The organism is Streptomyces sp. NPDC001750, from assembly GCF_042892615.1.
Lineage (GTDB): Bacteria > Actinomycetota > Actinomycetes > Streptomycetales > Streptomycetaceae > Streptomyces.
Genome location: NZ_JBIAUE010000008.1, coordinates 275325 through 295480, shown reverse-complemented (window position 1 = coordinate 295480; position 20156 = coordinate 275325). Strand labels below are relative to the sequence as shown.

General features: G+C 71.4%; 16 protein-coding genes and 1 riboswitch. Of the genes, 10 read left to right on the top strand and 6 right to left on the bottom strand.

The window, feature by feature from the left end; all coding sequences use genetic code 11:
* On the top strand, positions 1-513 hold a 513-nt coding region (locus ACFYY6_RS16155), incomplete at its 5' end, for an Hsp70 family protein (RefSeq protein WP_351522604.1).
* 61 nt (positions 514-574) lie between these two features.
* Here ACFYY6_RS16155 and ACFYY6_RS16150 read toward each other — a convergent pair.
* Positions 575-1231: a maleylpyruvate isomerase N-terminal domain-containing protein gene (locus tag ACFYY6_RS16150; RefSeq protein ID WP_351522606.1), complete on the bottom strand. Its 657-nt coding sequence runs from the start codon at positions 1229-1231 to the stop codon at positions 575-577.
* A 366-nt stretch (positions 1232-1597) separates the two neighbouring features.
* Here ACFYY6_RS16150 and ACFYY6_RS16145 point away from each other — a divergent pair, with 366 nt between their 5' ends.
* Complete coding sequence (locus ACFYY6_RS16145) at positions 1598-2668, top strand: GNAT family N-acetyltransferase (RefSeq protein ID WP_351522607.1); 1071 nt, start codon at positions 1598-1600, stop codon at positions 2666-2668.
* Positions 2669-2868: 200 nt separating this feature from the next.
* Positions 2869-3591 (top strand): GNAT family N-acetyltransferase, encoded by a 723-nt coding sequence (locus tag ACFYY6_RS16140; protein ID WP_351522609.1) that lies wholly within the window; start codon positions 2869-2871, stop codon positions 3589-3591.
* A 165-nt stretch (positions 3592-3756) separates the two neighbouring features.
* Here ACFYY6_RS16140 and ACFYY6_RS16135 read toward each other — a convergent pair whose 3' ends face one another.
* From ACFYY6_RS16135 to ACFYY6_RS16120, 4 genes are all read right to left on the bottom strand, one after another.
* The gene (locus ACFYY6_RS16135) at positions 3757-4122 is read right to left on the bottom strand and encodes a hypothetical protein (protein ID WP_351522611.1); all 366 of its coding nucleotides are present in this window, start codon (positions 4120-4122) and stop codon (positions 3757-3759) included.
* A 688-nt stretch (positions 4123-4810) separates the two neighbouring features.
* Entirely contained in the window at positions 4811-5512 is a 702-nt protein-coding gene (locus tag ACFYY6_RS16130) for a response regulator transcription factor (RefSeq protein ID WP_351522613.1), read from the bottom strand.
* Positions 5484-6722, bottom strand: a complete 1239-nt coding sequence (locus tag ACFYY6_RS16125; protein WP_389193629.1) for a sensor histidine kinase — start codon at positions 6720-6722, stop codon at positions 5484-5486. The genes ACFYY6_RS16130 and ACFYY6_RS16125 overlap by 29 nt, the downstream gene beginning before the upstream one ends.
* Positions 6723-7098: 376 nt before the next feature.
* Positions 7099-8241 (bottom strand): alpha/beta hydrolase, encoded by a 1143-nt coding sequence (locus ACFYY6_RS16120; protein ID WP_386607511.1) that lies wholly within the window; start codon positions 8239-8241, stop codon positions 7099-7101.
* A 270-nt stretch (positions 8242-8511) separates the two neighbouring features.
* Positions 8512-8694, top strand: a riboswitch (cobalamin riboswitch).
* Between the two features lie 110 nt (positions 8695-8804).
* On the opposite strand from ACFYY6_RS16120, the gene ACFYY6_RS16115 reads away from it, so the two are divergent.
* The 7 genes from ACFYY6_RS16115 to ACFYY6_RS16085 all read left to right on the top strand — a co-directional run bounded on the left by ACFYY6_RS16115 (position 8805) and on the right by ACFYY6_RS16085 (position 18840).
* Positions 8805-9767 carry an ABC transporter substrate-binding protein gene (locus tag ACFYY6_RS16115; protein ID WP_388649218.1) on the top strand — a complete coding sequence of 321 codons (963 nt, stop codon included), beginning with the start codon at positions 8805-8807 and terminating at the stop codon, positions 9765-9767.
* 113 nt (positions 9768-9880) lie between these two features.
* Positions 9881-10918, top strand: a complete 1038-nt coding sequence (locus ACFYY6_RS16110; RefSeq protein ID WP_351522617.1) for an iron ABC transporter permease — start codon at positions 9881-9883, stop codon at positions 10916-10918.
* Complete coding sequence (locus ACFYY6_RS16105; RefSeq protein ID WP_389193626.1) at positions 10915-11763, top strand: ABC transporter ATP-binding protein; 849 nt, start codon at positions 10915-10917, stop codon at positions 11761-11763. Before ACFYY6_RS16110 ends, ACFYY6_RS16105 begins: the two co-directional genes overlap by 4 nt.
* A 372-nt stretch (positions 11764-12135) precedes the next feature.
* On the top strand, positions 12136-13680 hold the full coding sequence (locus ACFYY6_RS16100; RefSeq protein ID WP_351522621.1) for an ABC transporter substrate-binding protein: 1545 nt from the start codon (positions 12136-12138) through the stop codon (positions 13678-13680).
* 423 nt (positions 13681-14103) lie between these two features.
* Complete coding sequence (locus ACFYY6_RS16095; protein ID WP_389193623.1) at positions 14104-16653, top strand: ATP-dependent Clp protease ATP-binding subunit; 2550 nt, start codon at positions 14104-14106, stop codon at positions 16651-16653.
* Between the two features lie 686 nt (positions 16654-17339).
* Positions 17340-18557: a neprosin family prolyl endopeptidase gene (locus ACFYY6_RS16090; protein WP_351522625.1), complete on the top strand. Its 1218-nt coding sequence runs from the start codon at positions 17340-17342 to the stop codon at positions 18555-18557.
* Entirely contained in the window at positions 18544-18840 is a 297-nt protein-coding gene (locus ACFYY6_RS16085; protein WP_351522627.1) for a hypothetical protein, read from the top strand. The genes ACFYY6_RS16090 and ACFYY6_RS16085 overlap by 14 nt, the downstream gene beginning before the upstream one ends.
* Here the strand turns inward: ACFYY6_RS16085 and ACFYY6_RS16080 are convergent.
* Positions 18837-20141, bottom strand: coding sequence for an Ig-like domain-containing protein (locus tag ACFYY6_RS16080; protein ID WP_351522629.1), 1305 nt, complete (start codon positions 20139-20141; stop codon positions 18837-18839). The two genes, ACFYY6_RS16085 and ACFYY6_RS16080, sit on opposite strands and share 4 nt — an antisense overlap.
* Positions 20142-20156: the final 15 nt, after the last annotated feature.

Below are 20156 nucleotides of genomic sequence, written 5' to 3'. Positions count from 1 at the left end.
GCCAACGGCATCATGCACGTCACCGCCAAGGACCTCGGCACCGGCAAGGAGCAGAAGATGACCGTCACCGGCGGCTCCTCGCTGCCGAAGGACGACATCGACCGCATGGTGCGCGAGGCGGAGCAGCACGCGGAGGAGGACCGGCAGCGCAAGGAGACCGCCGAGACCCGCAACCGCGCGGAGACCCTGCTCTACCAGACCGAGAAACTGATGAAGGACAACGCCGACAAGATCCCGGACGATGTGCGCACGGAGACCGAGGAGGCGCTCACCGAGGTCAGGGAGAAGCTCAAGGGCGACGACACCGCCGCGCTCCGTACCGCCACCGAGCGTGCGAGCACGGCCGCGCAGCGGATCGGCTCCGCCCTGTACGCGCAGGCCCGGGGCGGGGCGGACGGCGCCTCCCCCGATGGCTCCGGACCGGGTGCCGGCGCGGGCACGCCCGCCGGCGGTGAGGACGAGGTCGTCGATGCGGAGATCGTCGACGACGAGCGGAAGGAGGACGGCGGGTGACGGACGCCCGCGCGTCTGCGTCCCTCGCCTCTCCGGCACATGCTCCGCCCCGCCGCGCCGATCAGCCGATGACGAGCGGGAGTCGAGCGGCCGTCTCGCCCAGTTCGGCTCGCTGAGCGTCGGTCGGGGCACGCCGTCCGGTACCGATGAGCAACGTGTCCGTGTCGGAGAACGACGCGGGGAACGGGGACCCGGCGATCACCTCCAGCATCGCGCGGGACCGGGCGAGTCCCGCGGCCGGCGGCTGCGCCGCGTGCGGCAGACACGCGATCAGATCGAGGTGGTGCAGCGTCCATTCCAGGACGTACGCGGAGAGGAAGTCGCCCGCGGTGAGCACCTTGTCCTGCGTGGCCACCCGGAGGCCCGGGTCGGCGAGTCCGGCGGCCCGGCCCGCGGCGGAGCCGACGTCGTCGAGGTGGTGCTTCAGCAGCCGGGGTTCCTCGTACGCGGCGGCCAGCCGGACGGTCAGCGCGTCGAGCGGGTCGGCACCGGTCGGTGGCGTACGGGCCACGTCCCAGTACGTCACCGCGTCGTGGGTCGGCTGCGTGTCGGCGGGGGTCGCGAGGGTGATCAGGACGTCCTGGGCGTCGATGATCAGATGGCACGCCAGATCCCGTACGAGCCAGCCGGAGCAGCCGGACGGCCGCGCGAAGTACTCGTCCGTGAGTGCGACGACGGCCGTGCGCAACGCCGTCCAGGAACGCGAGAAGAGATCCATGTCGGCACGGTAGTGCGGCGCGATGAAGGCGTACAAGCAATACCGGTGTGCGGGCGGCTCGCGCGCTCCGACCGCCAACTCACCAGTCGGAGGCCGGGTTCGCGCCCTCGGGGGAAACGGTCCCCGGCCCTGTCCCGCCCGTGTCGCGGACGCGAACACCGCGGGTTTCAATTCAGTTTTTTCCATGATTTTCAGGCGTTACGATCCGAACGGTGACGAGCGAAGACCCAACAGTTCGATCGTGGCCGAGGCGATGACCGCTCGGCGCGACCCCCTGTGGAACACGCGGCCTCCACGCCCGCTCCCATGTCGGACCGCCGCCGCAGCGGTCCCACGGCGTACGGCCGGTGCCGAGAAAGGAACCCAGTGAGCGGGACACCGCATCACGGCCCCGAAACCCGCGCACTGCGCGACCGGGTGACCGCCCCTTCGACCATCGCCCTGCCCACGGCCGGTGACGGGCTCGTCTGGAGACCGGTCACCGCGGCCGACATCGATCTGGTCCTCGACCTGAAGCGTGCCGCCGGGAAGGTCGATCACCCGCGCTGGCTGGTGATGAGGGACGAGTTGGAGGAGGAGTTCGCCGGCGAGACCTTCGTCCCCGAGCGCGACGCGGTGATCGCCGTCGATTCCGGCGGTCGCGCGGTCGCCTACGGCTCGGCCGTGGCCCCGGCGAGCCCGGAGACGATCTTCTGGGTGGAACTCGACGGAACGGTGGCGCCGGACCGTCGTGGCGAGGGCATCGGCAGCGCGCTGCTGGCGTGGCAGGAGGCCCGTGGCCTCCAGCATCTCGCTTCGTGCGACGCCGCCCTGCCCGGGTGGCTGGCCTCGGGCACGGACGACCGTGCCACCCGTACGATCCGGCTCCTGGAGGCGCACGGCTACGAGCGCGCCCGGTGGTGGCTGGAGCTGGAACGCGACCTCATGGCGCCGCTCGCCGAGCCGCCTTCCCCTTCGGGGGTGCGGCTCGTGCCCTACGGCGAGGAGTGGAGGGAGCGGGCCAGGACCGCGCTGAACGACGCCTTCCGCGACCACTGGGGCAGCCAGCCGGTCACCGTCGCGGAATGGGCCGCCGGTGGCCGCCTGAAGGCGTTCCGACCGGACCTGTCCGTGCTCGCCGTCGCCCCCGGCACGTCCGGCGCATCCGAGGACGAGCGCGTCGTCGGCCTCGTCCTCGTGGACGTGTCACCGGAGGAATGGCCTCTGCGCGGGGGCCCGTTCGGATACATCTCGGCCGTGGGGGTACGACGGGAGGCACGGGGGCAGGGGCTGGCCCGCGCCATGCTGGCCCATGTGCTGCGGGCACTGCGGACCGACGGTCTCGGCCGCGCCGTGCTGGACGTCGACTCCGAGAGCCCCACCGGCGCCCTGGGCCTGTACCGGAGTCTGGGATTCACCGTCACCGACCGCTCGGTCAGTCTCGTCAAGCGCTTCTGACCTCACGGACCCCTGACACCCCTGATGCCCTGGGACTCGTCCGCCCCCGGATCGTCGACCTCACGGCAGGGCCGCCACCGACCGCGCCTCCCGAGGCATCCGGCGACACGGCCCCGGTGCGGCCTCCGCGGCCGCCTGACCACGCAAACCCGATCCACCCGACCACGCAGACCCGATCAGACGAACGGAAAGCACCCGACATGTTCGCTTCCACCGTCACCGACTTCTGGCTCGCCCCCTCCCCGACGAGCCGGTTCCTCTGCGGCGACGACGCCTTCGCCGTCACCACCGACGCCGCGCTCGACGAGGACGAACGGCTCACCGTCCTCACGACGACCGACGGGAGGACGCGTGTCCTGCTCACTCCCGCTCTCGCCGGGGAGATGGGTCTGGAGGAAGGACAGCCGGTCGACGAGGCGGGCTTCCGGCGGCGGCTGGAGGTGTCCGGCATCTCGCTGCACGGAGCCGACAACCTCTTCTACTTCACCCACGAGGCCCGCAAGGCGTTGCTCGATGAGCCGGACGACCCCTCGGTCCGCCCGCTCACCGCGGCCGACGCGCGGGCGTTCGAGCGGTTCGAGGCGGCAGCCCCGGAACAGGATCTCGACGACGCGTTCGTCGCGCTGGACCACTGGGCGGTCCACGGCGCCTTCGAGGACGGGCAGTTGGTGTGCGTGGCGAGCATGTACCCGTGGGACGACGCGCCGCTGGCCGACCTCGGCGTACTGACGCTGCCGCCCTACCGGGGCAGGGGCCACGCCCGCCGCCTCGTGCGCGCGATCTCCCGGCACGCCCTCGCGCGGGACCACGAGCCTCAGTACCGGTGCCAACTCGACAACCACGCCTCGGTGGCGGCGGCCACGTCGGCCGGGCTGACCCGGTTCGGAACCTGGGACGTCGTCTCGCCGCAGTCGGCCGGGTAGGGGTACTCACCGGCCTTGTTCCCCGGTGCCGTTCCGCCCGCCGCCGTGCAGCCCCGGGGTGTGTCACCACGGGTCGGCGCGTTCGTCCCGCGGGCTCGTCGGCTCGCGGTGGCCGACCCGTCGGGCTCGTGGTCGCAGGTCCGTCGGCTCACGGTGGCGGGCCCCTCAGCTCGCGGCCGCGTGCTCGTCGGCCGTGGTCCCGATCCTGGCGGTCCTGCTGACCCACTGGGAGAGGGTGAGCTGCGTGGTCCCGGCCGAGTGTGCCCGAACGCGTCGGCAGGGTGCGCCCCGGCGCTGTCCGGCCCCGCCACCGGTGCCCGCCCCCTGGTCGCGGACGGCGCGGTCGGCCAGCGCGTCGCGGAGGAGCAGCAGGTGTGCGGGCGGGGCGCGGAAGTCGTCCTTGGCCCGGTGCGTGAGGGGGGGCGCCGGGTGGCCGTGGCCGCCGGACGTGTCGGGCGCGGGAACCTTGGGGGCGGGCGCCTCGGCCGGTCGTTCGTCGATCGTGCTGCGCTTCTTGGTGGCAGTGAACATGGGAGGGGGTCCTTCCTGTGCTGCGGTGCCGGTCGCGCGGCCGTCATGGCAGTGGTCCGGGCGCGGGAATCGCGCATGGGGGTCGTGGTGGAGGGGGGCCTGATCACCGGGCGCGAACGACGGTTCCGGGAGACGCCTCCCGGTGGCCGTGCGTCCAGCGGACGGTGTCGGAGGCGCGCCCGTGTCGCTGTGGGTCCGCAGGTCGGATACCCCGGAACCGAGGAGTGACACTCCGTACGCGGTGCGCCGCCCGGACGGGCGGACGCGATCGGTGGCGTCCGGCGACGGGGCCGCCCGACCGGTCGGGACGGGCTGGGCGCCCATCGGGGTCGCCTCGATCGCCGGGCCGGTGGAGCGGCCGACGGGAGCGGATCCCGTGCCGGTGAAGCGGCGTACGGCAGTGGATGCCGGGCCGGTGACACCGGTCGCTTCATCCGCCTCGTACCGTTCGGCCGGGCCGTGGGCTTCGATCATGGCGACACCTCCGTTCGCCATCCCACTGTCGCCCGGAGGAGGCCCCTCGCGCGTCGTCCCGCCGCAGCGATTCCGACTACCACGGCTGCGGTATCCGGTCTCCCCCGCCTACCACCGGCCGGAACGGCCCCGGCGGCAGGGCATCACGCCGGCGTCCGCGCCCGGGTCCACGACCTCGCCCGCGCCCGGCCCCCGCCCACTCCCGGAAATGCGACTACGACTGCATGGACGGCTGCGAAGGCCCCGATTCCGTCGTGGGACTCACCAGACCGCACTGGTACGCGATGACGACGAGCTGGGCCCGGTCCCGGGCCGCCAGCTTGGTCATGGCCCGGTTGACATGAGTCTTGGCGGTCAGCGGACTGACGAACAGGTGCGCCGCGATCTCGTCGTTCGACAGCCCCAGTGCCACCAGCCCCACGACGTCGCGTTCCCGGCGCGTCAGGCACTCCAGCCGCTCGTGCACGCCCGCCGGGCACGGATCCGGCTGGGCGAGGAAGCGCCCGATCAGCGCACGCGTCGCCGACGGGGACAGCAGGGCCTCGCCCGCGGCGATCGTACGGACGGCGTCGAGCAGTTCCTCGGGCCGGGCGCCCTTGCCGAGAAAGCCGCTCGCACCTGCGCGCAGCGCCTCGGCCACGTGCTCGTCGTCCTCGAAGGTGGTGAGGATGAGCACCTTCACCTCGGTGAGGTCGTCGGACTCGCTGATGAGCCGAGTGGCTTCGAGACCGTCCATCTCCGGCATGCGGATGTCCATCAGGACCACGTCGGGGCTCTGCGCACGGGTCAGGTCCAGCGCCTCCTGCCCGTTGGACGCCTCCCCCACCGTCTCCATGTCGTCCGTGGAGTCGAACAGCATCCTGAACGTGCCCCGCAGCAGGGCCTGGTCATCGACAAGCAGCACGCGGATCGTCATGCCCGTCCCTTCTCTGTGGTTCGCCCATGACCGCGCCGGGGCGCAACGGCAGCTCGGCCGTCACGGTGAAGCCGCCCTCCGGACGGGCGCCCGCGTACAGCCGCCCACCCACCGTGGAGGCGCGCTCGCGCATCCCGATGAGCCCGTGTCCCGTCCCCGGACGGGTCGGGTCCGCTCCGGTCAGGCCGTCGTTCTCGACGGTGATCGTCAGCCGCTCGGGGCGGTAGTGCAGGAACAGCCGGGCGTGGTCGGCCCCCGCGTGTTTGTGCACGTTGGTCAGGGCCTCCTGCACGATGCGGTACGCGGCCAGGTCGACCGCCGGAGCGAGCGGTTCGGCGACGCCGTGCCAGCTGTGGCTCACGTTCAGTCCGGCCCGCTCGAACGATGCCAGGAGCGCCGGTACGCGGGCCAGGCCGGGCATCGGGTCGCGGGGCGTCACCGGGTCGCCGGACTGCCGCAGCAGCCCCACGGTCACGCGCAGTTCGTCGAGTGCGGAGCGGCTGGTGTCCCGGATGTCCTCCAGTGCGGCCAGGATCTTCTCGGGCCGCCGTTCCACGAGGTGGACCGCCACGCCCGCCTGGGCGTTGATGAGGGCGATGTGGTGAGCGACGATGTCGTGCAGTTCGCGCGCGATCCGCACCCGCTCGGCCGCCACCCGCTGCTGCGCCTCCTGTTCGCGCGTGCGCTCCGCGTGTTCCGCCCGTTCCTCCACCGCGGCCACATAGGCGCGGCGCGAGCGCACCCCGTCACCGATGGCAGCGGGCAGCACCGTCCACGCCAGCATCGCCGCGTTGTCGGGGGCCAGCCAGGATCGCGGATCCCACAGCACGGCGACGCCCACCAGAATGGCGACCGACGACACCGCCGCGAGCAAGGTCACTCGCCGGTCGGTGCGCGCGGCGACCGTGTAGACCGACACCAGGACGGGGCTGATGACCAGCGGACTCTCGCGGAATCCCAGCACCTGGAAGGCCACCCCGCAGCCGACCGCCACGGCCAGTACACCGACCGGGTGACGGCGCCGCCACACCAGCGCGGAACAACCGGTGCCCGCCAGCACCACCGCCTGCCAGCGCAAGGAGAACTCGCGCTCGTGCGGCACGATCGAGGCGGCCACGACGGACAGGACGAACAGCACGACCAGGACCAGTGCGTCCATCACACCGAACCCGGACCGTTCCCCCCTTCTCCGACCACTGCTCACCGCCATGGCACCACCGTAGGGTCGACGACCGCATCGGGCATCGTCACGCGGGACGGCCCCGCGGCCTCCGGCATCCGTTCCCCGCCCCCGGCCGCCGTCCCCGGAATCCGGTGTCCGCCCACGCCCGAGGCCTCCGAAGCGCGGTTGCCGCCCGTACGCCGAACCGCCGCCGGCGCCCCGGCCGAGGCGCCGGCCCCGTCGTCACGATCGCCCGGCCGGACGGCCCGACGACTCCATTCGGCCGACGCCCGACCGGCATGGCGACGGACGGCCGACATGACGACGGACGGCGGCGGTCCCGAGCGTCCGACCGCCCGTCACGCCCCCGCGCCGACCACTCCCCCGCGGGCCGTCGGTCCCTCCCGCACCGCTTCTTGTCGGTTCAGACGCCCTTCGCCGGCGCGACCCGTCCCGCCCCGGGCGACAGTTCGGCCGTCAGCCAGCGGAAGACCTGGGGCACCTGGCGCTTCCACAGGCCGATGGTGTGCGGCCCGGTCACCCGGGCCACCACCACCCGTGTCGGGGGTGCCGCCGCGCGCCGCAGCGCGAGGCCGTCGCGGTAGCCGTCGTCGCGTCCGCCCGAGAGATACAGCGCGACGCGCGGAGGGGTGGTCGCATGGCGCAGGATCCACAGCGGGTTGTTGGCCCGCCGCAGCTCCGGGGCGCGGGCCGTGAGCGAGACCCGTTCGGCGGCCGGGTCGTTGTAGCCGGACAGGCCCACCGCGGCCCGGTACCGGTCGGGGTGGGCGAGTGCCAGCTTCACGGCACAGTGCGCCCCGGCCGAGTAGCCGGCCACCGCCCACCCCTTCGCGCCGCCCCGTGCGCGGAAGGTGTCGATCACCATCTGCCGGACGTCCACGCTGAGCCATGACTCGGCGTCCACGACGCCCGGCACATTGGCGCATCCGGTGTCCTGACCGGCCAGCAGATTGGTGCGCGGTTCGACGAGAATGAACGGGGCGATCTCGCCGCTCCGCATCCCGGCCTCCAGCTGCGCCTGGACCCGCAGGCTGCTGAACCACGCCTTCGCCGAACCGGGGAAGCCGCCGAGGAGTTCGACCACGGGGAACCTCTGGTGCCGGAAGGCCGGCTGGTCGTACTGCGGCGGCAGCCATACGTACACCTCGCCGCGCACCCCCGACACCCGGCCGCGCAGTTGGGTGACGCGGACGTTGCGCCCCATCCGGGCGTCGTGCACCGGGTCGAACTCCTGGACGACCTTCGGCTCGTTCGCCAGGTCCTTGTGACTTCCGAGTCCGTCGCGTCCGAGGTCCGGGGCCGCGACGACATGGTGTCCGGTGCCGAGCAGATCGGCCCAGCTGTCGTACAGGCCGTTGGTGTTGTTGACCACCACGAAGACACTCAGCACGGCCGCCCCCTGCGCGAGGACGACCATCGCGAGGCGGCTCGCGCCTCGTACCACGGCGGGACCCCGTACCCGCCCCCACAGCAACAGAGGAAGCAGCACGCTGACCATGACCAGCGCGATCGTGGCCAGGAAGAAGGGTGTCCCCGTCAGGCTCATCACGCCAGTGAGGATGTCGCACACAGCACGATGGTTTACCCTCTTTTCCACCTTTTTACGTCGACCGCGAGACACCAGGAACCTCGTGTTGACGCCGGTCACTCCCGTGCCTTCGGTGACCGGCCCCCGCACCTTCGATGCCGGTCGCCCTCGGCCTCCCGCATCGCGCCCCCCGGCCGCGCCGGGAAGGGGCGGGGACGGCCGGGAGACGGGCCCGGGTTCCTCGGCGTGCGATCACTCACATGGGCGCCCTTTGTGCGCCGACGTCGGACAACCGTAATATCGGCAGGTCATCGCCGCGACGGGAGACAGGAAGCCGGTGCGAATCCGGCACGGTCCCGCCACTGTGACCGGGGAGTGCAACCCTTCGACATGCCACTGCGCGCCGCGCGGGAAGGCGGGGGGAACGTCGATCCGGGAGTCAGGACACTGGCCTGTCGCGGGCCCGTTTTGAGGAGCGCGGACTCCCCAGGAGGCTCTACGTGTATTTCGGCATACCCCGCCGCCGCCCCTGCTCTCCCTCTGCCCGCAGCCTGCGCGCCCCGCGCGTCGTCGCCGGGGTCATGGCCCTGGCCACCGTCCTGTCGGCCGCCGGTTGCGGCACCGCCGGCTCACCCCGGAAACCGGAGGCCGGTGCGTCGTCGGTCGAGGGCTTCCCGGTCACCGTGGACAACTGCGGTGTGAGAACGACGTACGACAAACCGCCCTCGCGCGTGGTCACCATCCATCAGCACCCCGCCGAACTGCTGCTCGCCCTGGGACTGAAGGACCGCATGGTCGGTACCGCCTTCCCGGACTCGGCCGTCCTGCCCGAGCTGCGGAAGGACTTCGCGGCCGTACCCGAACTGGCGAAGCGGGAGCCGTCCTTCGAAACCGTCCTGGACGCGGAGCCGGACTTCGTCTACGGCGGCTACGGCAGCGCGTTCGCCGAGAACGAGGGCCGGTCGCGCAAGGCGTTCGCCGAGGCGGGCATCGACACCTACCTCAACCGCGAGTACTGCGGCAAGAAGCGGGTGACGATGCGGGACACCTACGACGAGATCACCACCATCGGCGACGTCTTCGGCGTCCCGGACCGCGCCTCCGCGCTGGTGGCCGATCTGAGGGGGCGCGTGGACAAGGCCGTCGCGGCCGTGGGGAAGAGGCCCGACGTGCCCGTCTTCGTCTACGACAGCGGCGAGAAGACCGCCTTCACCGCGGGTGGGAAGGGGCTCGGCAACGACCTGATCGGGCTGGCGGGCGGCCGGAACATCTTCGCGGACCTCGACGACGTCTTCGGGGACGTCTCCTGGGAACAGGTCGTGGCCCGCAAGCCCGAGGTCGTGATGATCTACGACTACGCGGGCTCCGGCAGCGTCGAGCAGAAGAAGCGGTTCCTGCTCTCGCAGCCCGCCCTCGCCGACGTCCCGGCCATCAGGAACAAGCGGTTCGTGGTCCTGCCGCTGACCGCGACCCTCGTCGGCATCCGGTCGGCGTACGCGGTCGACGGCCTGGCACGCGGCCTGCATCCCGAGAGCTTCCGGTGACGGGGGCGGGTACGGGAGCGCCCGTGAGGGCCGCCCCGCCCGACGGGACGACCGAGGGGGCGGCCGACGGAGCGGGGGCGTGGCTCCCGCGCCGCGGCGGCCGGTCGCGGCGCGTGCCCCTCCCCCTCGTGCTGACCGTCCTCGCGCTGCTGCTGGTGGGCTCCGCCACCGCCGGCCTGGCCATCGGCTCGGTGCACGTGCCGCCCGGCCAGGTGTGGGGCATCGTGACGCACGCGCTGGGCGCCGACTGGCAGGAGCCGTCCTGGACCCGCGCCCGGGAGACGATCGTCCTCGACGTGCGGGCACCGCGGGTGCTGCTCGGTGCCGTGACCGGCGCCGGGCTGGCCGTGGTGGGCACCGCCATGCAGGCCCTCATCCGCAACCCGCTGGCCGAGCCGTACCTGCTGGGCGTGTCCTCCGGCGCGTCGCTGGGCGCGGTCACGGTGATCGTGCTCGGCATGGGCGCGCTCGGGCCCGTCTCGCTGCCGGCCGCCGCGTTCGCCGGCGCCCTGGGCGCGCTGCTGGTGGTGTACGCGACCGCGCGCACCGGCGGACGCATCACCTCGGTGCGGCTCGTGCTGTCCGGTGTGGCGACGGCGTCGGTGCTCACCGCGGTGACGAACCTGCTGCTGCTCACCACCGGCCGGGGCCACGAGGCCCGTGCCGTCCTCGCCTGGACCCTCGGCGGCCTCGGCGGCGTCGGCTGGGACACGCTCTGGCTGCCGGGTGCCGCCCTGCTGCTCGGCATCGCCGTCCTGCTGGTACAGGCACGGCACCTGAACCTGCTGCTGGCCGGCGAGGAGTCCGCGGGCACGATGGGACTCGACGTGGCCCGGTTCCGGGTCCGCATGTTCGTCCTGCTGTCCCTCGTCACCGGGGTCCTGGTCGCGGCGACCGGGCCGATCGGTTTCGTCGGGCTGATGCTGCCGCACACCGTGCGGCTCGTCGTCGGCGGCGACCACCGTCGCGTGCTGCCGACGGCCGCCCTCGGCGGAGCCGTCTTCCTGATCTGGGCCGACATCGCCGCCCGCACGGTCGCGGCGCCGTTGGAACTTCCCGTCGGGGTGCTCACGGCGCTGTGCGGAGGCCCCTTCTTCCTCTGGCTCATGCGCCGTGACGCCCGGCGGAACGGCGAACGGGGAGCGGCATGAGCGACCCGGTCGAACGCGCCGTCGACGGCGGCGCCCTGTCCGTCGACGGGGTCACCCTGTCCGCCGGTGCGCACCGCCTGGTCCGGGACGTCTCCCTGACCGCCCGCCCCGGCGAGGTCGTGGGGCTGGTCGGCCCCAATGGCAGCGGCAAGTCCAGTCTGCTGCGCGCCGTCTACCGCGTGCTGCGACCCGACACCGGACACGTACGGGTCGACGGGACCGATGTCTGGCGCCTGCCCGTGCGCACACTGGCCCGTACCCTGGCCGCGGTGGTCCAGGAGCCCGTCGCCGACTTCGACCTGACGGTCCGTGAGGTGGTCGCCATGGGGCGTACTCCGCACAAGGGCCTGTTCGACGGCGACACCGCACAGGACGCCCGGCTGATCGCGTCCGCCCTCGCGTCCGTGGACGCGGCCTCGCTCGCCGACCGTTCCTTCGACCGGCTCTCCGGCGGCGAGCGCCAACGTGTGCTCATCGCCCGCGCCCTCGTCCAACAGCCCTCGCTGCTCGTCCTCGACGAACCCACCAACCATCTGGACATACGCCACCAGCTCGACGTCCTCGGCATCCTGCGCCGGCTCCCCGCCGCCGTTCTGGTCGCGCTTCACGACCTCAACCTCGCGGCGTACTACTGCGATCGCCTCTACGTGCTGCGCGGGGGCGAGGTCGTCGCGTCCGGCCAGCCCGCAGAGGTGATCACCGCGGAACTGCTGCGCGAGGTCTACGAGGTGGCGGGCGAGGTCGTCGTCCACCCCCGCACGGGAGCGCCCCATGTGACGTTCCTGCCCGGGGAAATGGAACCCCGCCGGGCCGTGACAGCCCGGGGGGACGGGCCCGTTCCGTGAGCGGGCGGGGTCGTGCGAGACGGCCGCGCTCCCGCCTTCGGCACGGCGGCGAACGACCTTCGCGGCCGCCTGTTGTCGCACGGCCCATCCACCCTTCCTCCAGGGCGTGTTCGCCGTTCGGCCGATTACCGTTCACCAAGCGGAAGCTGACTGTCAGTCACCGTGCATACAATTCCTGTCGAACACCGAGTCCCGGCAGTCCGCTCGGTCCGCACCAACACGCCCGACCGGGCCGAGTGTCTGGTCGCGGCGTGCGCAGTACTTCCTGACCCGATCCGGTTGTCCGGGGACACCCTCGCGGCCGGCCGACAGTATGGAGCACTTTCCGTGATGGATCGTACGAGGCGGTCGAGCACTCTGATCGTCGGGGGAATGACAGCGGTGCTGCTGACGGGTTGCGGCTCCGAGGACCAGATCTGGCCGTCCGAGAGCAAGGACAGGATCGTCGTCGGAATGTCCGACGGCATCCTCGCCACGGACCCGGCCTCGGGGTACGACCCGGGGTCCTGGCTTTTGTTCAACAACGTGTTCCAGTCCCTGCTGAGCTTCCCGCCCGCTTCCTCCACCCCCGTGCCGGAGGCCGCGGAGGAGTGCGGGTTCTCGAACGGCAGCAAGACCTACACCTGCACGCTGCGCGACGGATTGAAGTTCAGCAACGGCCACAGTCTCACGTCGAAGGACGTGAAGTTCTCCTTCGACCGTACGATCGCGATCGACGACCCGGCCGGTCCGTCGCCGATGCTGTCCACCATCAAGTCGATCGACACCCCGGACGACAAGACCGTGGTGTTCCACCTCAAGGTGCCCGACGCGACGTTCCCCAGCAAGATCGCGTCGGGTGCCGGCTCCATCGTGGACCACCAGGTCTATCCGAAGGACCGCCTGCTCGGGGGCGGCAAGACGGTGGGCTCGGGACCTTACAAGCTGGACTCCATCGACAAGTCCGAAGCCGACTTCTCGGTCTATTCCGGCTACCACGGAAACGCCGAGGTGAAGAACTCCGGGGTGACGCTGAAGCTGTTCCGCGGCGATCAGCAGGCGCTGAGGTCGTCCTTGGAGAAGGACGACGTCGACATCGCCTACCGCGGTCTCACCGCCAAGGCGATAGCCGCCCTGGACTCCTCGGCCACCGCGAAGAAGGATGGCATCACGGTGGTGCAGGGCAGCAGCGCCGAGGTCCAGCACCTGGTCTTCAACGTCGCCGATCCCGTCGTCGGCAAGCTCGCCGTGCGCAAGGCCATCGCCCATCTCGTCGACCGGTACTCCCTGGTCAGCAAGGTGTACCAGGACACGGCGACGCCGCTCTACTCGGCGGTCCCGGTCGGCATCACCGGCCACGGCACCTCGTTCTTCGACGTGTACGGCGACAGTCCGAAGCCGGACAAGGCGCGGAACGTCCTGCGCGAATCCGGAATCACCGAGAAGGTGAAGCTCACGCTCTGGTCCACCCCGAGTCGATATGGTCCCGCCACGGATGACGAACTGCGCACCATAGCGGACCAGTTGAACCGGAGCGGGCTGTTCGAGGCCGACATGAAGTCCGTCCCGTTCGGCCAGTACGAGAAGAACATCGCCGCAGGCAAGTACGGCGTCTACGTCAAGGGCTGGGTGCCGGACTATCCCGACCCCGACAACTTCACCCAGCCGTTCTTCGGCGAGAACAACGTGCTGTCGAACAACTACGAGAACAAGGAGATATCGGACCAGATCATCCCGCGCACCTCCTCCGTGACCGACCGCGCCGAAACCCGGCAGGACTTCATCAAGCTGCAGGACATCGTGGCGCGGGAGCTGCCGTTCCTGCCGCTCTGGCAGGGCCAGCAGTACGCGGTCGCCCACGAGAGCGTCCGGGGGCTGCAGAACTGCCTGGACACCTCGACGGTCTTCCGCTTCTGGGAGCTCGGCACCGCGGAGTGACTCCGGCGCCGCGGAACGCGGACGGGCGATCGTCTCCGGGAGGAACGGCGTTCGCGCGAGTGGGGCGGGGTGCCCGGTGCACTCCCGCCCCCTTCGCCGGAAACCTGAGGACATCGGATCCCTTCTCGGGGACGCCGGGGCGCTTTCCCGGGGACATCGGTCTCGGCGCCGCGGGGAAGGCCGCCACACCGATGGCGCACTTCCGCCTGATCGACATCGCCTTCTCCGCCGACGCGCACGCCCCGCTCGTCGCGCGTCCCGGACGGCCCGCGCCGAACCGCCCCCACCGGCGGCGGTCCCCCCTGACGGCGGCGCATCGAAGGGCGGGGAATTCGTCCGCATTTCTTGGACATTAGCCCCGCTTGCGGCATACGTGGCATCGCGATTTGGTGGAGGGAAACCGTCGCCGTACCAGGAGCTGCCATGTCGATGTCGTCATTCGGTTTCGGCTCGTCCGACCCGTTCAGCGATCTGCTGAACCGGTTCTTCGGTATGTCGCCCGCGTCGTCGCCCCCGGCGGTGCAGCGAGTCCCGATCGGACGGCTGCTGACCGAGTCCTCGCTGCGCCTCCTCAATCTGGCCGGGCAGCGGGCGATGGAGGACGGGACGTCCGACCTCGACACGGAGCACCTGCTGTGGGCGGCCACCAACGTCGACCCGGCGCGTACGCTGCTCGCCCAGGCGGGCACGGACCCGGAGGCGCTCGCGTCCCGGATCGCGGAGATCCTTCCCCGGGAATCGGGCGAACCGTCCGCGGAACCGGGTCTCACCCCCGCCGCCAAGCGCACCCTCACCGCCGCGTACGCCCGCTCGCAGGCGGCCGGTGTGTCCTACATCGGTCCCGAGCACATCCTCGGCGCGCTGCTGGACGACCCCGACTCGGGCGCCTCGCGCCTGCTGGGGGCGGAGGGCCAGGACGTCGGAAAGCTGGTGGACCTCACGGAGCACACGGCCCGGGCGAACGGGGCGCCGGCCGAGGCAAAGAAACCCGCCACCACCCTCGACGAGTACGGACGCGACCTGACGGAGGAGGCGAAGACGGGGAAGCTCGACCCGGTGGTCGGGCGGGCCGAGGAGATCGAGCAGACCGTCGAGATCCTCTCGCGGCGGTCCAAGAACAATCCCGTGCTCATCGGGGAACCGGGGGTCGGCAAGACCGCGATCGTCGAGGGGCTGGCCCAGCGCATCGTGGCCGGCGAGGTCCCCGAGGCCCTGAAGGACAAGAGGGTGGTCTCGCTCGATCTGTCGGGTCTGGTGGCCGGGGCGCAGTACCGGGGCCAGTTCGAGGAACGTCTGAAGAAGGTCATCGAGGACGTCCGGACGGCGGGCGGGGACATCATCCTGTTCATCGACGAACTGCACACGGTCGTCGGCGCGGGCGCGACGGGCGAGGGTTCCATGGACGCGGGCAACATGCTCAAGCCCGCCCTCGCGCGCGGCGAACTGCACGTGGTGGGTGCGACGACGATCGACGAGTACCGCAAGCACGTCGAGAAGGACGCCGCGCTCGAACGGCGCTTCCAGCCGGTGTTGGTGCCGGAGCCGACCGTGGAGGAGACGGTGCAGATCCTGGAGGGGCTGCGCGACGCGTACGAGGCGCACCACCAGGTCCGGTTCGCCGACGGCGCGCTGGCCGCCGCGGCGGAGCTCTCCGACCGCTACATCAGCGACCGGTTCCTGCCCGACAAGGCGATCGACGTGATGGACCAGACGGGCGCGCGGGTGCGGCTGCGCAGCGCGAGCCGTTCCACCGAGGTCGTCAGCCGCGAGGACCGGATCGCCAAGCTGCGGCGGGAACAGGATCAGGCCGTGTCGGCCGAGGACTTCGACAGGGCGGCGGAGCTGAAGAGGGAGATCGCCGAGGTCGAGGGCGAGCTCGCGGGCATCGAGGAACGCCGCGAGGGCGTCGTCTCCGTCACCGCCCGCGACATCGCGGACGTGGTCTCCCGGCGCACCGGCATCCCGGTCTCCCAGCTCACGGCCGGTGAGAAGGAGAAGCTCCTCAAGCTGGAGGAGGAGATGCACTCCCGCATCGTCGGCCAGGACGAGGCGGTCACCGCGGTCTCGCAGGCGGTGCGCCGCAGCCGGTCGGGCATGGGCGACCCGAATCGCCCCGTGGGTTCCTTCCTCTTCCTCGGCCCCACCGGCGTGGGCAAGACCGAACTGGCCAAGACACTCGCGGAGCTGCTGTTCGGTGACGAGAACCGTATGGTCCGCTTCGACATGAGCGAGTTCCAGGAGAAGCACACGGTCGCCCGGCTGGTCGGTGCGCCGCCGGGATACGTCGGGTACGAGGAGGCGGGCCAGCTCACCGAGAAGGTCCGGCGCCGGCCCTACAGCGTGGTCCTGTTCGACGAGGTGGAGAAGGCGCACCCCGATGTCTTCAACACGCTGCTGCAGATCCTCGACGACGGACGGCTGACGGACGCCCAGGGCCGCACCGTCGACTTCCGGCACTGTGTCGTCATCATGACGTCCAACATCGGTGCGCATCGCATCCTCGATCACAGGGGCGATGTGTCGGAGCTCAGGGACGAGTTGATGGGCGAGCTGCGGACGCGGTTCCTGCCCGAGTTCCTCAACCGCATCGACGACATCATCATCTTCCACGGTCTCGGTGAGGACGACCTGGCACGGATCGTGGACCACCTGCTCGAGCAGAGCAGGCGCCGGGTCCACGCGCAGGGCTTGGAGCTGGAGGTGACGGAGGCCGCCAAGAAGCTGCTGATCGCCCACGGCCACCAGCCGGAGTTCGGCGCCCGCCCGCTCAGGCGCACGATCCAGTCGGAGCTCGACAACCGCATCGCGTCGCTGCTGCTGGGCGGCGATGCCGGACCCGGCGACACGATCGTGGCCGATGTGCTGGACAACTCGCTGCACTGCACGGTCGTCGGCGGCGGCTCGGACGAGGCGGGCGACGGGCCGGGCGGCGCCACACGGGCGGGGACACGGCAGGGCGACGAGAAATCCTGAAGCCGACCCGAAGGGGTTGCATCGCTGTGGCCCGTCCGGAGACGACCGCGCAGGCATCGAGCTGCGCCTGCCTCCGGGTGGGAGGAGAATGGACATCAGCGGTCGGTCGTGTTCGCGACCTCCCCGCCCGCACTCGACACCGGCGAGATGCCTGTGGGCGGACCTCCTGGGCACGAGCCCACGCGGCCCGGCTCCGCCATCCCGGCGGATGGGTCCGGAGGACGGTGGGAAGCGGCCACGTGAGCCGCTGCTGGAACAGGACATCGAGCGGTGCGAGACGCGAACGACGGCGGGAGGAAGTCCCCCCACCATACGCCCTGGCCACACCGAACTCCCGCGCACCGATGTGCCGCCCGCATCCGAGGGCACCACCATGGAACGACGTGCCCAACGTGGAGCTGAGACGAGGTGGCGCAGTATGCCATCCGTGGATCTGTTCCGCGATATCGGCGACATCCGGCTGAACGACGCCACGCTGGGCTTCGTCACGACGGCGGACGCCGAACCGACCGCCGCCCGGTTCCCGGGACATGTCCTCGTGGCCGGAAACATCTACGACAGGACGACCCGCCTCGGGTCGGTTGTCCCGGGACTTCGGCCCCGGTCTCTTCGACACCGATGGACCACGGCGACCTCGTTCGACCACCCCGACGTCGCCACCGCGAACGATCATCTAGGAGAGAGCGATGAAAGCCGGCAGGATTCTGCGCAACCCCGACGCGCCCCGGACCCCGCCCCGGCCGAGAGCCGGCCGGGACCTGGATCGCGCGGACGAAGAGCGGTTGGAGGAGATCCGGCAGTACTTCAAGGACCAGTACGCCCGGCGCGAGGCCGTCGCCCGCACCACGACGGCCGACGGGGACGAACTCGACTGGGTCCCTGCCGACTGCCGCGGCGAACCACCCGACGTCGAACCGCCGGAGCGGCCGTACGACTCCGACCGTCCCGGGCTCTCGCAGCCGTTCGAATCGCCCGACCCTGACGCCGAGACCGGCCCGCCCGGCACCGTCCCGATGCTGCGCAAGCCGCTGGACCGCATCACCCCGGTCGGTACCCTGCAGGACTATCTGGCGAAGGGGTCCTACGCGAAGCGGACCACTCCGCCGGACGACCTCGGCTTCACCTCGCCCGCCGTCGCCCCCGACGTGCACAAGTACGCACACGCCCGCCAGCCGGTGTTCCACTACGGCACGGAGGGCGTCATCAACACATGGCGACCCTACGTCCAGTGGTCGAACGAGTTCTCCCTGGGCCAGCTGTGGGTGGTGGGGGGATCAGGGGTCGGAACCGACGTGCAGACCGTCGAGGTGGGCGTGCAGACCTACTACGACCTCTACGGCGACTGGTATCCGCATCTGTTCATCTTCTACACCACCAACAACTACACGCAGAGCGGCGACTACCTCGGCGGCTACAACCGGGACGTCAAGGGCTGGGAGCAACTGTCGAGCACGGTCTACCCCGGCATACGGATGGCGGAGAGCGTCTACGGCGGCGACCAGTACGAACTGTCCATCAAGGTCATGCTGTACCTGGACAAGTGGTGGGTCCGCATCGGCAACGAATGGATGGGCGGCTACCCGCGCAGCCTGTTCAACGCCTCGGGGCTGTACAACCAGGCGGGGGTCGTCGACTGGGGCGGTGAGATCGACGACGACCTCGTCCACCACCCCGAAGCCACCTGGACCCAGATGGGCAGCGGGCACTTCCCGTACGAGGGCTGGAGCCACGCCGCCTACATGCGCAACATGGCCTACCAGTCCGACGCGGCCGGCACGATGCAGCCGCTGGTGGGCTATCCCTCGCAGACCAACCCGAACGCCTATCAGATCGCGGCCGACTTCTCCGGGACGACGACCTGGGGATCGAACTTCTACTGGGGAGGACCAGGTGGCGTCGAGTGACAACCCGGCGAGGGACGACCGCCCCGAGGTGATTCCCTCCGAGGTGGATCCGGACGTCGAGTGCGTCCGGATCGACCTGGTGAGGGATCGCACCGCGGCGCCACCGCCGCCCGACGCACCGATGCCCCCGCCGTCCCCGGCCTCGGAGGCCGTGGCGGGCCGAAGGCTCTGCCCCGAGGGCTACACGCCCCGGCGGCGGCACCGCGACTACACCCTGGACGGCAAGCGGATCGTCAGCGAGTCCCCTCCGGTCCCCAACCCCGAGGAGCCGCCCACCGGTTAGGGCCCGTACGGCCGCCGTTCCCCGTCCGGCAGCGGAAGCATCGCGGTGCACGGGCGGTGCTCGCCGTCCCCTTCGTACGCGACGACGACCTCCCGGACGCCCCTCGGCACGGCCGCCGTGCGCAGGCTCGCCAGGCCCACCTCGTCCAGGGGGACCGTGCCGAGGAGCCGCCCGTCCGTCGTGAAGGTCACGTTGCCGCGGGGCGCCGGTCCGCCGGGCACCGTGCGGGCGATCCGGACCGTCACGGCCGTCGCGAGGCCGACGGTCCTGGCGCCGTAGGAATCGGCGTCCGCCGGATCGACGCTCAGGGTGCCGTCGCGGGCGACGCGGAAGCCGCTGCACACGCCGTGCACGGTACGCGGCTGATAGCCCTTCGCCGGCACGAGGACGGCGGTCAGTTCGCGGGGGGCGCGGGGCGCCGGATCCGGCCGGCCGTCGAGGGCCGCGAGACCGAGGAGGTCGCTGTCCGCATCGGCCGCGGACAGGACCACCGGGAAGCCGCCCACGACGAGGGTGTCCGTGCCGCGCCCCGTCAGGAACCGGTCGCAGGACATGTCGTAGTCCACCGTCCCGTCGGGACGGACCGTGTACGAGAAGTCGGCCGGCACGCCGGGGCCCGCGTGGAAGACGTACCCGGCGGCCGGGAGCAGCGTGAGCCGGTGCACGGTGACCGGGGGAAGAAAGGCCCCCGCGGCGGCGTCCGGAACGCCGACCGGCAGCAGGCCGTGGGAGAGGCCGCGACCATCGATGGTGACGGTGCGTCCCCGGACCGTCAGGGTGTTCTCGACGGCCTGGGCAAAACCAGCCGATTCGGGCGTGAGCCGGACCTTTCCACCGGATGTGACGGAGAAGCCGAGGCCGCCCTCGGCGGTGCCCGCCTCGACCCGCAGCCGGTACCCCGGAGCAGGCAGCAGCCGCAGCTCGTGCGTCCGGTCCGACGCCAGCGGAGCCGCGCCCGGCAGGTCCGGGGTGAGCGGATGGTCCAGGCCCCGGGCGTCGACGAGGACCGGCACCCCGCGTACGGCCAGCCGCCGCGTGCCGCGGCCGGCGAGGAAGGCGTCGTACTCCGGAGCGAAGTCCAGCGTGCCGTTGCCGCGTACGTCGAAGACGACGGCGGCGGTCGTGCCTTCGCCGAGCCGCAGCCGGTAACCCGAGCCGACGGGCAGCCGTACCTCGGGCGGCGGATCGGCCGCCCCGTCGACGAGACCGTCCCGAAGTCCGTGCCGGGCCCCGCCGCCGGCTCCGGAGACGGCGACGAAGGGGTAGGTCAACTGCGAGGTGTCGATGGAGATGGCCGGCATCGAGGCTCCCGTCGA